General features: G+C 39.9%; 15 protein-coding genes. 13 read left to right on the forward strand and 2 right to left on the reverse strand.

What is annotated here, in order from left to right:
• Positions 1 to 4: 4 nt before the first annotated feature.
• Positions 5 to 901 carry a metallophosphoesterase family protein gene (locus tag C4S54_RS00270; protein WP_022773281.1) on the forward strand — a complete coding sequence of 299 codons (897 nt, stop codon included), beginning with the start codon at positions 5 to 7 and terminating at the stop codon, positions 899 to 901.
• A gap of 31 nt (positions 902 to 932) precedes the next feature.
• On the opposite strand, the gene C4S54_RS00275 is transcribed toward C4S54_RS00270, so the two are convergent.
• The gene (locus C4S54_RS00275) at positions 933 to 2003 is read right to left on the reverse strand and encodes a GGDEF domain-containing protein (RefSeq protein ID WP_103867760.1); all 1071 of its coding nucleotides are present in this window, start codon (positions 2001 to 2003) and stop codon (positions 933 to 935) included.
• A 174-nt stretch (positions 2004 to 2177) separates the two neighbouring features.
• Entirely contained in the window at positions 2178 to 2591 is a 414-nt protein-coding gene (locus C4S54_RS00280) for a hypothetical protein (protein WP_022773278.1), read from the reverse strand.
• A gap of 391 nt (positions 2592 to 2982) precedes the next feature.
• Here C4S54_RS00280 and C4S54_RS00285 point away from each other — a divergent pair, with 391 nt between their 5' ends.
• The 12 genes from C4S54_RS00285 to C4S54_RS00340 all read left to right on the forward strand — a co-directional run bounded on the left by C4S54_RS00285 (position 2983) and on the right by C4S54_RS00340 (position 15592).
• Positions 2983 to 3267, forward strand: a complete 285-nt coding sequence (locus C4S54_RS00285; protein WP_022773277.1) for a co-chaperone GroES — start codon at positions 2983 to 2985, stop codon at positions 3265 to 3267.
• A 69-nt stretch (positions 3268 to 3336) separates the two neighbouring features.
• On the forward strand, positions 3337 to 4962 hold the full coding sequence (gene groL / locus C4S54_RS00290; protein WP_103867761.1) for a chaperonin GroEL: 1626 nt from the start codon (positions 3337 to 3339) through the stop codon (positions 4960 to 4962).
• A gap of 229 nt (positions 4963 to 5191) precedes the next feature.
• Positions 5192 to 5641, forward strand: a complete 450-nt coding sequence (locus C4S54_RS00295; protein WP_103867762.1) for an NfeD family protein — start codon at positions 5192 to 5194, stop codon at positions 5639 to 5641.
• Position 5642: 1 nt separating this feature from the next.
• Positions 5643 to 6539: a DUF362 domain-containing protein gene (locus tag C4S54_RS00300; RefSeq protein WP_103867763.1), complete on the forward strand. Its 897-nt coding sequence runs from the start codon at positions 5643 to 5645 to the stop codon at positions 6537 to 6539.
• A gap of 47 nt (positions 6540 to 6586) precedes the next feature.
• Positions 6587 to 7498, forward strand: coding sequence for an SPFH domain-containing protein (locus C4S54_RS00305; RefSeq protein ID WP_103867764.1), 912 nt, complete (start codon positions 6587 to 6589; stop codon positions 7496 to 7498).
• Between the two features lie 138 nt (positions 7499 to 7636).
• Positions 7637 to 9085, forward strand: coding sequence for an aminotransferase class I/II-fold pyridoxal phosphate-dependent enzyme (locus C4S54_RS00310; RefSeq protein ID WP_103867765.1), 1449 nt, complete (start codon positions 7637 to 7639; stop codon positions 9083 to 9085).
• Positions 9086 to 9131: 46 nt separating this feature from the next.
• The gene (gene speE / locus C4S54_RS00315; RefSeq protein ID WP_026663772.1) at positions 9132 to 9995 is read left to right on the forward strand and encodes a polyamine aminopropyltransferase; all 864 of its coding nucleotides are present in this window, start codon (positions 9132 to 9134) and stop codon (positions 9993 to 9995) included.
• A 55-nt stretch (positions 9996 to 10050) separates the two neighbouring features.
• Positions 10051 to 11313: a saccharopine dehydrogenase family protein gene (locus C4S54_RS00320; protein ID WP_103867766.1), complete on the forward strand. Its 1263-nt coding sequence runs from the start codon at positions 10051 to 10053 to the stop codon at positions 11311 to 11313.
• Between the two features lie 41 nt (positions 11314 to 11354).
• Positions 11355 to 12542, forward strand: a complete 1188-nt coding sequence (gene nspC, locus C4S54_RS00325; RefSeq protein ID WP_103867767.1) for a carboxynorspermidine decarboxylase — start codon at positions 11355 to 11357, stop codon at positions 12540 to 12542.
• A 45-nt stretch (positions 12543 to 12587) separates the two neighbouring features.
• Entirely contained in the window at positions 12588 to 13817 is a 1230-nt protein-coding gene (gene aguA / locus C4S54_RS00330) for an agmatine deiminase (protein WP_103867768.1), read from the forward strand.
• Positions 13818 to 13841: 24 nt separating this feature from the next.
• Entirely contained in the window at positions 13842 to 14741 is a 900-nt protein-coding gene (aguB, locus tag C4S54_RS00335) for an N-carbamoylputrescine amidase (protein ID WP_103867769.1), read from the forward strand.
• 35 nt (positions 14742 to 14776) lie between these two features.
• The gene (locus tag C4S54_RS00340; RefSeq protein ID WP_103867770.1) at positions 14777 to 15592 is read left to right on the forward strand and encodes a hypothetical protein; all 816 of its coding nucleotides are present in this window, start codon (positions 14777 to 14779) and stop codon (positions 15590 to 15592) included.
• Positions 15593 to 15636: the final 44 nt, after the last annotated feature.

The following is a 15636-nucleotide window of genomic DNA, read 5'->3' on the forward strand; positions in this document are numbered from 1 at the left end:
TAATATGATGGATATAGCGGTATTTAGTGATATACATGGTAATCATTCGGCGCTTCAGGCGTGCATTGATTACGCAATGGGGAAGGGAATCACAAGATTTGTACTTCTTGGAGACTACGTTACAGACTGCCCCAATCCCCAAAAGACCATGGAACAGATTTATGTATTAAAGCAATATTTTGAGACTTATATCATAAGGGGAAACAGGGAGGAGTACCTTCTCAATTACAGAAAGAATGGAGAGGGTAATTGGAAAAAGGGGTCAGCCAGTGGTTCACTTTTATACACATATGAGAATCTGACTGATAAGGACTTTAATTTTTTTGCTTCCCTTCCAAATTATGGAATATATGAGCAAAAGGGCTTTCCGGGCTTTGAATATTGCCATGGGTCGCCTAATGAGACTTCAGAACTTCTTTTCAGAGAGAAAAGAAATACCAAAAAGGTGCTGTCTCACCTAAAGACGGGAGTTCTTTTACATGGTCATAATCATGTACAGGACACTTACATTTACAGGGGAAAGAAGGCGGTAAATCCCGGATCTGTTGGCATTCCGTGGTACCATGATGGTAAGACTCAGTTTTGTATACTACATGGAAATGGAAAGACCTGGGAAGAAGAGTATGTGCAGCTGGACTATGATAGAAAAGAGATCCTAAGGGAATTTAAAAACTCAGAACTTAAGACCTACGCACCTGCCTGGGCTGCGGTCACCATGCATACAATAAGGACCGGAATTGATCTTAACCAGACCGTTCTTCTTCGCGCCATGAGGCTTTGCGAGCAGGAAAGGGGCGTTGTTAAATGGCCAAATATTCCTGAGAAGTACTGGGCTATTGCCCTTAAGGAAAACTATATTGATCTGAACGGAAAAGAGATACCTCATGATGAAGAGGCATAAAGAAAGGCGCATCGCTTTGATGCGCCTATAATTATGCAGATATTACAGAATTTCTTCCTTGATTCTTGGCTGTATAGAGCCTGCTGTCAGCTTCTTTTAAAAGGTCATAGGGAGTCATGCCATCATTGCATGTAGCGGTTCCAAAAGAAGAAGTTACTTTTATATCATTACCGCCATAAGAGAATATGTTATCTGATATTTCATTACAGATATCGTGTATGATATTGCAAAAATCATCGTAACTTTGAGAATCCTTTGAAAGAATAAGAAATTCTTCGCCGCCCCATCTTCCACAACATATTTCGCTGTGAGAAGAGAGTATTTTTGCAATTTCAATCAGCACATGGTCGCCCATGAGATGACCGTATTTGTCGTTGATGTTTTTGAAATGGTCAACGTCCATGATTGCAACATTTTTGTAGGATTCGTCGTATATCAGTTTTTGAATGAACTGCCTGTTATAAAGCCCTGTCAAATAATCTGTATTGGCAAGATTATTGAGTCTGTTTGTGTTTTCTTTTATGTTCACACAGTATACTGTTGTGTAAACAATGATATAAGAAAATGCTATAAGGCCATTTGTATAGTACATAAAAGTAGCTATAGAATCAGAAGCAACATATCCGATCGGGAGATAACCGTTCTCATGAAAACCATATAGTGCTATGAAGGTTACAATGTAGAGAAGTACAAGTATGTTTGCCAGTACGCTCTGTACTTTTGACTGAAGAGGCATAAAATATGGTGTGATAACTGAAAGCACACAAGGGAAAAGCCAAAGCCAGTATCCACATTTATATCCCATAAAAACAGTAGCAAAAATAATATGAAAATAGATCTCAAAATGTGCTATCCATACAATTATTACATTATGTCCTGTGGCATTTAAAACAAACTCTATTAGATAAATTCCAATGCTTACAAGATTGATGTAGATCATTGGAGTACAGAACGAATATGTATAAATGCCTTCAAGGATGATATGTATCAAAAGAAGTGCTGTAGCCGTTTTAGTAATAAATTCTTTATCTTCAAGGTCGTATTGAACTTTTTCTCTTTTTACCAGACCTGCAAGAAAAAAATTGTCAAATGAATTCTCCATTTAATTTACCCACAAAAAATAACTTTTTATCTTTAAACAGATATATTATATTTGTTCGATTGAAAATGTCTAGTTCAATATAGTAAATCACTAAAGAAAAATAAAGTTGAATGCACAAAAAAGCCCTGAAAACAGAATTTTCAGAGCCTTAATGTCATATAATAATGATTTCTTTTAAACAGTTGTGTCAAGAGCAACTGAAGTGTCAGCTGCAGTGGTTTTGTTAGCGTCTTTGTCATAGCTTTTCAGCTGATCGTCAAGCCAGGAAGATTTGTATTTGTTATATTTATCAGCTGTAACAGTAGAGTCAGAAGAGGAGCCTGATCGTCCAACACTATCAAGGAAATTGGTTTTATGCGTAACAGTCTTTTTTGTAGCGCTTGTTGCTGATTCAGAATCAGTAGCAACCGTAGTTGAGCCGGTTTCCCTGTACGCGTTTAGGGCGTTTTGATTACCTACTTTTTTTACATAGGATTTCATAAGGGAACCATATGCGCCGCTCTTGATACTGGAGTAGTCAGTCAAAAGATTGCTCATGTCATTAACATAATTATATGAGCCGGAAAGGCTGCTGAATATATTTGCCATGTTCGCACCTCCTTGCTAAAAATGCATACTTAAGGCCTCCGTGCCATAAGCATAGTATCAGTAATAATCATACTATTAAGGATATTATCACAGAAAAGATATGGATTATCAATTTACTGCAAATTAAATAAATATAAAAAATTGATATAGAAGATATGCTGATAAACAGTAGGGTTAAACTATGCTAAAAGAAATAAAAGGTAGAAAACGTGAGAAAAAAGGAGAAAATAAGAGTAAAATACTAAATATATAAAAATATAGCCCATTATTCAGCTTGCGCAAGTAAGATTAACATACTAATATATGTTCTTAGAGATTAGCACTCAAAACTATCGAGTGCTAACAATAAATAAAACAATAATCTAAAGATTATATAAAGGAGGCATTTACAATGAAGTTAGAACCACTTTCAGACAGAGTTGTTTTAAAGCAGCTTGAGGCAGAAGAGACCACAAAGTCAGGTATCGTTCTTCCGGGAGCAGAGAAAGAGAAGCCACAGCAGGCAGAGGTCATTGCAGTAGGTCCTGGCGGAATCGTTGATGGCAAGGAAGTTAAAATGCAGGTTAAGAAGGGTGACAATGTCATCTATTCAAAATATTCAGGAACAGAAGTTAAGCTTGATGATGTTACATATATCATTGTTAAGCAGAACGATATTCTTGCAATCATTAAATAATCCAGAGACTTTTAGAAGGTCGTATGATCCGGATTAAGTTTTTAATATAATACTTTGGAGGAAAACAAAATGGCTAAGACAATTAAGTACGGCGCAGACGCCCGCACAGCTATGGTAGAAGGCGTTAATAAGCTTGCAGATACAGTTAGAGTAACAATCGGACCTAAGGGAAGAAACGTAGTTCTTGATAAGAGCTATGGTGCACCTACAATTACAAACGATGGTGTTACAATCGCAAAAGAGATCGAGCTTGAAGATGCATATGAGAACATGGGTGCTCAGCTCGTAAAAGAAGTTGCTACAAAGACTAACGATGTAGCAGGTGATGGTACAACAACAGCTACAGTTCTTGCACAGGCTATGATCAATGAAGGTGTTAAGAACCTCGCTGCAGGTGCTAACCCAATCGTTCTTCGTAAAGGTATGAAGAAGGCTACTGATACAGCAGTTGCATCTATCAGCAAGATGGCTACAAAGGTTAAAGGAAAAGAGCAGATCATGAGAGTTGCTGCTGTTTCATCAGGAGATGATGAAGTAGGACAGATGATCGCTGATGCAATGGAAAAGGTTTCTAACGATGGTGTTATCACAATCGAAGAGTCCAAGACAATGCAGACAGAGCTTGACCTTGTAGAAGGTATGCAGTTCGACAGAGGATATATCTCAGCTTACATGGCAACAGATATGGATAAGATGGAAGCAACACTTGAAGATCCATTCATCCTCATTACAGATAAAAAGATCTCAAACATTCAGGATATCCTTCCACTTCTTGAGCAGATCGTTAAGACAGGTTCTAAGCTTCTTATCATCGCTGAAGATGTTGATGGTGAGGCTCTTACAACTCTTATCGTTAACAAGCTTCGTGGAACATTCAATGTAGTAGCTGTTAAGGCTCCTGGATATGGTGATCGCAGAAAGGCTATGCTCGAAGATATCGCTATTCTTACAGGTGGTAAGGTAATTTCTTCTGATCTTGGCCTTGAGCTTAAGGATACAACAATGGATGACCTTGGTAGAGCAAAGAGCATCAAGGTTGAAAAAGAGAAGACAACAATCGTTGATGGACTTGGAAACAAGGACGAGATCAAGTCAAGAGTATCTCAGATTAAGAAGCAGATCGAAGAGACAACATCTGATTTCGATAAGGAAAAACTTCAGGAGAGACTTGCTAAGCTCGCTGGTGGTGTTGCAGTTATCAGAGTTGGTGCTGCTACAGAGACAGAGATGAAAGAAGCTAAGTACAGAATGGAAGATGCTCTTAATGCTACAAGAGCAGCTGTAGAAGAAGGTATCATCTTTGGTGGTGGTAGCGCATATATCCATGCATCTAAGGAAGTTGCTAAACTTGCTGACTCACTTGAGGGTGATGAGAAGACAGGTGCTAAGGTAGTTCTTAAGGCACTTGAGGCTCCTCTTTTCCACATTGCTAACAATGCAGGTCTTGACGGATCCGTTATCGTTAACAAGGTTAAGGAGTCTAAGCAGGGTATCGGATTTAACGCATACACAGAAGAGTATGTAGACATGGTTAAGGACGGAATCATTGATCCTGCCAAGGTTACAAGATCAGCTCTTCAGAATGCTACATCTGTAGCATCAAGCTTCCTTACAACAGAGGCAGCCGTAGCTACAATCAAAGAGCCAGTTCCTCCAATGCCAGCAGGCGGCGCAGGAATGGGCGGGATGATGTAAGCGATAACGAGCCAAACTCCAATACATAATCAAAACCGCTTTAGCGGTAACAATAGAGAAAACCACGGAACCAAGTTTACTTGGTATTCCGTGGTTTTTCTATTGGTATATGAGCGCTGCACATTTTTCCATCCCTGCAAAAAATCCCCCCTTTATTTTGCGCATTTATTGTATATAAAACCACTAAAAATCTGCTATACTCATCTTATAAAACATAAGGAGGGGAGTTATGGATATATCAATGCAAATTGTCTGGTTGATTGCAGCTATAGTCTTTGGCGTTCTTGAACTTATTACCACCAGTATTTTTAGTATATGGTTTGTATTTGGAGCTGTTGTGGCTATGATCACGGCACTGTTTAATGCTCCGGTTCTTTTTCAGATAATTGTTTTTATTGTCGTATCAGCGGTTTCCCTTTTATTTACAAGGCCTTTAGCAGCTAAATATCTAAATAGTAAAACAATTAAAACTAATGTCGATTCACTTGTTGGAAGAACACTTATTGCTAAGACTGAGATTGATAACCTTAAGATGAGCGGAAAGGCAGATCTTGATGGTACAACCTGGATAGTTGTAAGCGACGACGATTCAGTTATAGCTGCAGGTGAAGAGATTGAAGTAGTAAAGGTTGAAGGAGCAAAACTTATAGTTAAGAAAAAAGAAGCAGGAGGTCAATGATATGGGTTCAGTTTCGAAGGTTTATTTTACCAGAAACATAACACCACAGCAGGTTGTTAAGATGTATGATACTCTTGGCAAGAAGCTTACAGGTAAGATTGCAGTTAAGGTTCATTCCGGTGAAGATGGTAATCAGAATTATCTGAAGCCTGAGTTTTGGAAACCTATTGTTGAACATGTTGGAGGTACTGTCGTTGAGTGTAATACTGCCTATGATGGCGAACGTAACAGCACAGAAAAACATGTGAAACTTATTAAAAAGCATGGCTGGAATGATTTCTTTGTAGTTGATCTTATGGATGCTGAGGGACCGGATGCTGTACTTCCCATCACTCATGCTAATCATTTGAAAAATGATATCGTGGGCAAGAATCTTCTTAACTATGATTCAATGCTTGTTCTGTCACATTTCAAGGGACATCCAATGGGCGGATATGGCGGCGCGTTAAAACAGCTTTCTATAGGTTGTGCATCAACTGCTGGAAAAGTTAATATTCATTCGGGCGGAAAGCTTACAAAGACTGATGATCAGGCTATTGTATGGGATAATCATGCTGCCCAGGACGATTTTCTTGAGTCTATGGCAGAGGCTGCATCTGCTGTAGTAGAGCACTTTAAAGGGAATATGGTATTTGTGAATGTAATGAAGAATATGTCTGTTGACTGTGACTGCTGTGCAGTTGCTGAAGATCCTTGTATGGCTGATGTTGGAATCCTGATTTCGACAGACCCGATCGCTATCGACAGGGCTTGCATGGATCTTGTTTATAAATCAGACAATCCGGGAAGAGATCATTTCCTTGAGAGAGTACAAACGAGAAACGGAGAACATACGATTGATGCTGCCGCAGAAATGGGATTTGGCGTAAAAGAGTATGAGCTCATTTCTATAGATTAAAAATAAAATGTTGGGGCATGTTTTTTTAACATGACAAAGGAGGAAAAATGATAGCAGTAATTATTTTAGTTATTCTTATTATTGCGCTTATCGCAACCAATATCAGGGTTGTTCCACAGGCGCATTCTTTCGTAGTTGAAAGACTTGGAGCATACAAGGAGACATGGGATGTTGGTCTTCATATCAAAGTTCCTTTTATCGACAGAGTTGCCCGTCAGGTTGATCTTAAAGAGCAGTATTGCGATTTCCCGCCTCAGCCTGTTATTACACAGGACAACGTAACAATGCAGATTGACTCAATTGTCTTCTTTAGAATTTCAGATCCTATGGCATATGCTTACGGCGTAAGAAATCCTATCGGAGCTATTGAGAATCTTACAGCAACAACTCTTCGTAACGTTATCGGATCACTTACACTTGATGAGACTCTTACTTCCCGTGATCAGATCAATGCACAGATGCAGGATGCGCTTGATATCGCAACAGATCCTTGGGGAATAAAGATCACCAGAGTTGAGCTTAAGAACATCAATCCTCCTGAGCAGATCAGAGATGCAATGGAGAAGCAGATGAAGGCTGAACGTGAGAAGAGAGAGAAGATTCTTTTTGCTGAAGGTGAAAAACAGTCTCAGATCACAGTTGCAGAAGGTGAGAAGCAGAGTAAGATCCTCCAGGCCGAAGCTGATAAGCAGGCTACAATCCTTAGAGCTGAAGCTGAGAAGGAAAAGAAGATCAGAGAAGCTGAAGGTCAGGCTGAAGCTATCAGAAGCATTCAGAAGGCTAATGCAGACGGTATCAGCATGCTTAAGTCCGCAGGAGCAGATGAATCAGTTCTTACACTCAAGAGTCTTGAGGCATTTGAAAAGGCTGCTGACGGCCAGGCTACAAAGATCATTGTGCCTTCAAATATTCAGGGACTTGCAGGTCTTGCCGGCTCTCTTAAAGAAATTGTGAAATAATTTAAAAAATATAGCGAAAATCGGCATTATATAGTATTATTACATTACTGTGTAATTTGATAAAACAAGGGGTTGTACGTTCCTTTGGAACGTGCTACTCCTTTTCGCATGTTTAAGATATTTTGGGAGGGTATGTAGTTGGATCTTGAGAGGCAGAAAAGAGCGCCTATATACGAAGCGCTTGAGAGATTTAGAAAGCAGCGTGTGGTTCCATTTGATGTTCCGGGACACAAAAGAGGAAGAGGAAACGCTGAGCTGGTTAGTTTTCTTGGTGAGAGGTGTGTCGGAATCGATGTGAATTCCATGAAGCCTCTGGATAATCTTTGTCACCCGGTATCTGTTATTAAGGAAGCCGAAGAGCTTATGGCTGACGCATTCGGTGCTGCCCATGCTTTTATGATGGTCAACGGTACTACAAGTGCAGTTCAGGCAATGGTTCTTTCTAATGTTAAAATGGGTGAAAAGATCATTATGCCCAGAAACGTTCACAAAAGCGCGATCAATGCCCTTATACTTTGTGGCGCAATTCCTGTATATATTGATCCTAAGGTTGATACTAAACTCGGTATTCCTTTGGGAATGGAAATAGCAGATGTTAAAAGAGCTGTAAAAGAGAATCCGGATGCAAAGGCAATTCTTATCAACAACCCTTCTTATTATGGAATTTGCTCAGATCTTAAGGCAATTGTAGAATTAGCACATGAAAATGGAATGAAGGCTCTTGTAGATGAAGCTCACGGAACCCATCTGTACTTTGGTCCCGGACTTCCTCTTAACGCGATGGCGGCAGGTGCTGATATGGCAGCCATAAGTATGCATAAGTCAGGTGGAAGTCTTACACAGAGCTCTATTCTTTTATGCGGAAAGGGTGCTAATATAGGATATATAAGCCGCATAGTTAATCTGACTCAGACCACAAGTGCCAGCTATCTTCTTCTTGGAAGTCTCGATATTTCCAGAAGAAACCTTGCACTTAACGGCTATAACAGCTTTGAAAAAGTAACTAAGATGGCTCAGTATGCAAGAGAAGAGATCAACGACATCGGTGGTTACTATGCATACGGCAACGAGCTTAAAAACGGCGGAAGTATTTTTGATTTTGATGAGACTAAACTGGTTGTAAATACCAGAAGCATAGGTCTTACCGGTATTGAGGTTTACGACCTTTTAAGAGATGAATATGACATTCAGATGGAGTTTGGTGATCTCTCCAATGTCATGGCATATATTTCGATAGGTGACAGACTGCAGGATATTGAGCGTCTTGCCGGAGCTTTGGCAGATATAAGGCGTCTTTATGCCAAGCCTGAACAGAGCTTCTTTTCTGCAGAGTATGTGACTCCAATCGTTAAGGCAACTCCTCAGGAAGCCTTCTATGCAGAAAAAGAGCAGCTTCCAATCGACAACTGCGTTGGCAGGATAAGCGCAGAGTCTGTTATGTGTTACCCGCCGGGAATCCCGATCCTTTCTCCGGGAGAAGTAATAACAGCAGACATTTTGGATTATATAAAGACAGCAAGAGAAAAGGGTTGCTCAATGCAGGGTCCTGAAAGTGAAGATATATCTGAACTTTTTGTGCTGAAATAACCTTTTGATAATAACTGAAGTATATAGGAGGAAGATCATGGCCGAGATGGATTATTGGTTTAGTGATATGCATACAGGCAATGTCAAGATAAGCATTAGACTTGCCAAGCAGCTTTTTTCAGGAACAAGCGAGTTTCAGAGAATTGATGTTTTTGATTCTCCTGAGTTCGGTAAATTCCTGACCTCAGATGGAAATATTATCTTTTCAGAGAAGGATGAATTTACTTATGACGAGATGATCGTTCATGTGCCTATGGCAGTTCATCCTAAGGTTCAGAGGGTCCTTGTACTTGGTGGCGGAGACGGTGGTGTTGCCAGAGAGCTTTGTCATTATGATGAGATTAAGGTTATAGATGTAGTTGAACCTGACAATATGTTTGTTGATGTGTGCAAGCAGTATTTTCCTGACAATGCTATAGGTCTTGAGGATGACAGAGTTCATATTTTCTATCAGGATGGCCTTAAATATCTCAGAAAATGTGAGGACATGTATGACCTCATAATAAATGATGCCACAGAGCCTTTGGGACATGAGGCAGGTCTTTTTACAAAGGAATTTTATGGAAGCTGCTACAAGGCGCTTCATGATGATGGAATCATGGTTTATCAGCACGGAAGTCCTTTCTATGATGAGGACGAGGAAAGCTGCAGAGCCATGCATAGAAAGGCTTACAGAGTATTTCCTGTAAACAGAGTTTATCAGGCACACATTCCTACATGTCCTGCCGGATACTGGCTCTTTGGATTTGCCAGCAAAAAATATCATCCGTTAAAGGACTTTAATCCTGACAGATGGGACGAGAGAGGCATTAAGACCTGGTACTATACAACTCACTTACATAAGGGAGCATTCATGCTTCCTAAATATGTAGAGGATCTTCTTCAGGAAGAAGAGGATATGAGCAGGTAAATTTGATTTTATTATTTTTTCCTAGTTTCAAGGGAAGAAAACGGAGGGTATATAGATGAGTAGATTATTGGTTATCGGATGTGGCGGTGTTGCACAGGTTGCAATCCAGAAATGTTGCCAGAACAGCAAGGTGTTCACAGAGATGTGCCTTGCCAGCAGAACTGTTTCTAAGTGTGATGCACTTAAAGAGAAAATTGAGAAGCAGGGAACAAGCGTAAAGATTACTACAGCAACTGTAAATGCTGATGATGTTAATGATGTTATTAAACTTATTAAGGAGTACAAGCCTGAAGCTGTGCTCAATGTTGCACTTCCTTATCAGAATCTTGTTATCATGGATGCATGCCTTGAGTGCAAGGTTGATTACATCGATACAGCAAACTATGAGCCTGAGGATACAGACGAGCCTGTATGGCGTGCTGCATATGAGAAGAGATGCAAGGAAAAGGGCTTTACAGCTTACTTTGATTACAGCTATCAGTGGGCATACATGGACAAGTTCAAGGAAGCCGGAATCACAGGCCTTCTTGGAACAGGTTTTGATCCCGGTGTAACAAGTGTATTTACAGCTTATGCTAAAAAGCACTATTTCGATGAGATCCACACAATTGATATCCTGGACTGCAATGGTGGCGATCATGGTTATGCTTTTGCTACAAACTTCAATCCTGAGATCAATCTTCGTGAAGTAAGCGCAAATGGAAGCTACTGGGAGGATGGCCACTGGGTTGAGACAAAGCCTATGGAGATAAAGAGAGTATACGACTTCCCACAGGTTGGACAAAAAGACATGTACCTCCTTCACCACGAAGAGATTGAAGCTCTTGGTAAGAACTTCCCTGAGGTTAAGAGAATTCGTTTCTTTATGACATTTGGACAGAGCTATCTTGACCATATGCGTTGCCTTGAGGATGTTGGAATGCTTTCAACAAGTCCTATCAATTTCGAAGGCAAAGAGATTGTGCCTATCCAGTTCCTGAAAGCTCTTTTACCTGATCCTGCAAGCCTTGGACCTAGAACAGTCGGAAAGACTAACATTGGATGTATATTTCGCGGAATTAAGGATGGAAAAGAGAGAACAATTTATATATACAACGTATGTGACCATCAGGAGTGCTATAAGGAGCTTGGCAGCCAGGCAATCAGCTACACAACAGGTGTTCCTGCTATGATTGGAACTGCACTTGTTCTTAGTGGCAAGTGGAAGAAGCCTGGTGTATATACAACTGATGAGTTTGATCCTGATCCATACATGGAAATGCTGGGTGAATATGGCCTTCCATGGGTTGTTGATGAAAATCCACAGCTTGTTGACTGATATGGGATTGATATTTATAGCTGTATTGATGAGGGGAAATTATGAATCTATCTGAAATACGTACGCCGGCGTATGTTATTGATGAAAAGAAATTACGCGAGAATCTTGAAATTCTTGACAGAGTACAAAAAGAGTCAGGAGCTAAAATACTCCTGGCTCAAAAGGCGTACTCTATCTATCAGACATATCCATTGATATCAAAATATTTAACTGGTGCGACAGCTTCGGGGCTTTTCGAGGCGAGGCTTGCTCACGAAGAGATGCAGGGCGAGAATCATGTTTTTGAACCTGCTTTTGGTGATGAAGAGATGGTTGAACTATGTGATATTTGTGATCACATTGTTTTTAATTCTCTTAATCAGCTTGAACATCACAGACCTGTGTGGGAGAAAAAAGCTGCCGAGAGAAAACTCTCTGTTGGCCTTAGGATTAACCCTGAGTTTAGTACTCAGGATGGTCATGAGATCTATGATCCCTGTGCAAAAGGATCAAGGCTTGGAATAAGGCTAAAGGATATGCCTGAAAGACTACCTTCAGGAGTTGAGGGCCTTCATTTCCATACACTTTGCGAGCAGGGATTTGAGCCTTTAGAGACCACATTTTTAAAAGTTGAAGAAGAGTTTAAGAGATTCTTTCCAAGTCCTGTACAGGAAAATCTTGAAGGATTTGATGAGGATACACGTGGCAAGATCAAATGGATCAATCTTGGTGGTGGACATCATATAACAAGGGAAGATTACGATGTTGATGGTCTTATCAGACTTGTAAAAAGAATCAGACAGACCTATGGAATAGAGGTTTATCTTGAGCCGGGAGAGGCAATCGCGCTTGATGCAGGATACCTTGTGACTACTGTCATGGATATTGTCGAAACTGACAGGATTCCAGTGCTTATTCTTGATACTTCTGCAGCCTGCCATATGCCTGACGTTTTGGAGATGCCATATAGGCCGCCGCTTAGAGATGGTGAGGAACCAGGGGAGATGAACTATACTTACAGATTATCTTCCAGAACCTGCCTTGCAGGGGATGTAATCGGAGATTACAGCTTTGATACCCCAAAATGTATTGGGGACAGGCTTGTGTTTGAAGATATGGCTATCTACAGTATGGTTAAGAATAATACTTTTAATGGAATGCCACTTCCTGATATAGATATTCTTCATGAGGACGGAAACGTCGACCTCATCAGAAGATTTGGCTATGATGATTTCAAGTGTAGGTTATGATATTACCGATAGTTACAGATTTATGATTATACGCAGGTATTTGTAATGGAAATAATTAGTAAGAGAAAGCCTTATGAAGATTCTTTTTTCATGCCGGCAGAGTATGGTGCCCATGAGGGAACGCTTATGATATATCCTGTTCGTCCCGGAAGCTGGGGAAAGGATAGAAAAGGCGCTTTAAACAGCTTTAAAAAGATATTTATAGAGATTATTAAAAGGGAAAGCTTATTTCTTTTGGTAGATGAGGAGCATTTCAAAGAAGCAGAGAACCTCATTTATGGAGCGATAAATGAGTACTGCGATGAGCTTAAGGTCTCAGGAAAATATAATGAAGTCTTTGAAAACTATATTGGTTCCGATGCAGACGATGAACTGATCCTTGAGGATATCCTTGAAGAGAGATGCTTTATTCTAAAAATTGACTCAGATGATTCCTGGGCAAGAGATGTGGGTCCTACTTTTGTTATAAATAAAAACAGAGATCTACGTGGAATTAACTGGAAGTTTAATGCCTGGGGTGGTGAATTTGATGGACTGTACGCTTCATGGGATAAGGACGATGCTGTAGCTGAGTCTTTTTGCAAGACTCTGGATGTGGACATGTATGATGCAGCACCTTTTGTTTTAGAAGGTGGCTCCATACATACTGACGGAGAGGGCACTTTGATGGTTACAGAGAGTTGCCTTTTAAGTCAGGGAAGAAATCCTTCAATGAGCAAAGAGCAGATAGAAAAGACTTTAAAAGAGTACCTTGGCATTTCAAAAGTTCTTTGGCTCCCAAGAGGAATCTACAATGATGAGACTAATGAGCATGTAGACAATGTGTGCGCTTTTACTGCACCTTCAGAGGTTGTACTTGCCTGGACTGATGATGTAAATGATCCTCAGTATGAGCTTTCTAAGGCTTGTCTTGATTATCTGGAAAAAGAGACGGATGCAAAGGGAAGAAAGATCAAGGTTCATAAATTGCCGATTCCTGGGCATCCTGTACTGGTAAGTGCTTTGGATCTTCAAAACTATGAGTTTGAAGAGGGCGAAGATATGCGAGATGAAGGAGAGCGCCTGGCAGCCAGCTATGTGAATTTTTACTTTATAAACGGAGCAGCCCTTGTTCCTCAGTTTGGCGATGATAATGCTGAGAGTGATAAGAAAGCTTTGGAAATACTAAAAGAGATCTGCCCTGATAGGGAGATAATCGGTATTCCTGCCAGAGATATTCTTTTAGGTGGTGGCAATATTCATTGTATTACACAACAGATTCCTGCCAGGAAATAAGTAAAAGAAAATGCGGTGAAAAATATGAATAATAAGATAAAGGTTGCCTGTGTTCAGTTTGCATGCGGCGCGGTTGCTGCAAGTGATGAGGAACAGGTAAAAAGAAATATAGAGAAGGCGGGACAGCTTACAAGAGAAGCTGCAGCAAATGGCGCAAAGATAATTCTTTTGTCAGAGCTTTTTGAGAGAAAGTATTTCTGCCAGGAGAGGCGCTATGACTACTATGAGCTTGCAGTGCCTGTCCTGGAGAATCCTGCAGTTCTTTATTTTAAAGAGCTTTGCAAAGAGCTTAAGGTTGTTATGCCCATAAGCATTTTTGAAAAGGATGGCAATGTTTTTTATAATTCGGTTGCAATGATAGATGCGGACGGAGAGGTTTTGGATGTGTACCGCAAAACTCATATACCAGATGACCATTATTATCAGGAAAAATTCTACTTTACTCCGGGGAATACTGGTTTTAAGGTGTTTGAGACTGCTTATGGAAATGTGGGAGTTGGAATATGCTGGGATCAGTGGTTCCCTGAAACTGCAAGATGCCTTGCTTTAAAGGGTGCTGATATTATTCTTTATCCTACTGCAATTGGTTCAGAGCCTATTTTGGAAGTTGACAGCTCAGGACATTGGATGAGAACAATGCAGGGACATTCTGCGGCTAATATTATCCCTGTGGCGGCTGCCAACAGAATAGGAAGAGAGGATGTTGAACCGACTGAAGAAAATGGCGGACAAAAATCAAGTCTTACTTTCTATGGATGCAGCTTTTTGACTGATGAAACAGGTGATATTGTTTCAAGGGCAGGTCGCGATACAGAAGAAATAATATATGCAGAGTATGATTTTGAAGAAAATAGAAAAATGAGATCATCCTGGGGACTTTTCAGAGACAGAAGACCAGAGTGTTATAAAACTATTACAGAATAAAATAATTAAAGTGTTATGAATTGTTGGGGGGAAATATGACAGTTGATGCTTACTTGAATCCGGATTTTACTATAACAAAGAAACTTATTTTTTCATTATTATCTTTTGCAGGGATGTTGCTTTGCGTACTTGGCATATTCATTTATTCGAAAGTCTATGCCCAAAAATATCCATCCGATAGAAGAGAAGAGTATCTCAGCATAGATTTTGAGATAAGGCTTCAGAAATTTTTTGAGATGCTCATTGCAGGAACAGCCGTAATGTCTTTTTCCTGCGCGTATGTGATCATCAATCATGTATACAGCCTTGTTGCCTCAGGAAAGGCAACAAATCTTACGAGAATTGAGCGGTATCTTACAAGTACCTGGGCAGATGGTAAAGATTTTATCCTACTGTTTCTGATTCTTTTTTCATGTGTCATAAATACGGTGCTTGATGGCTTTATTATAAGGCTAAAGATTCTGACCAACGAAGAAAAAGCAACAATGCGTATGCTGGCGATGTTCTATGTTATTCTGATACTTATGTATTTAAACAACATAGGCGATGAAAGCGAATATGGTCCTGTAATGATGTATTACTTTGGACTTATGATAGGACGTTTCGTTTACTTTGATGCTTCTTTCAAGGATTTTGTAACAAACATAAAAAACGTTATCATAAACCTTCCATACATGCTTATTGATATAGCGCTCACAGGACTTTTGTGCTATATAGGTTTTGTATCGGGGTACTTTCTTGAAAGGAACTACTATATTGTAGGCCTGTTTCATACACAGATATTTATTCTTGCTTGTACCTTTATAATTCATCATGCAATGCGCTTGCTTTACTTTAATAAAAAGCATTAAATACAAAAAGCCTCTTCCGCAGTGGAAGGGGCTTTTGCTATAAA

It is taken from the genome of Butyrivibrio sp. Su6, assembly GCF_900108105.1.
GTDB lineage: Bacteria > Bacillota > Clostridia > Lachnospirales > Lachnospiraceae > Butyrivibrio.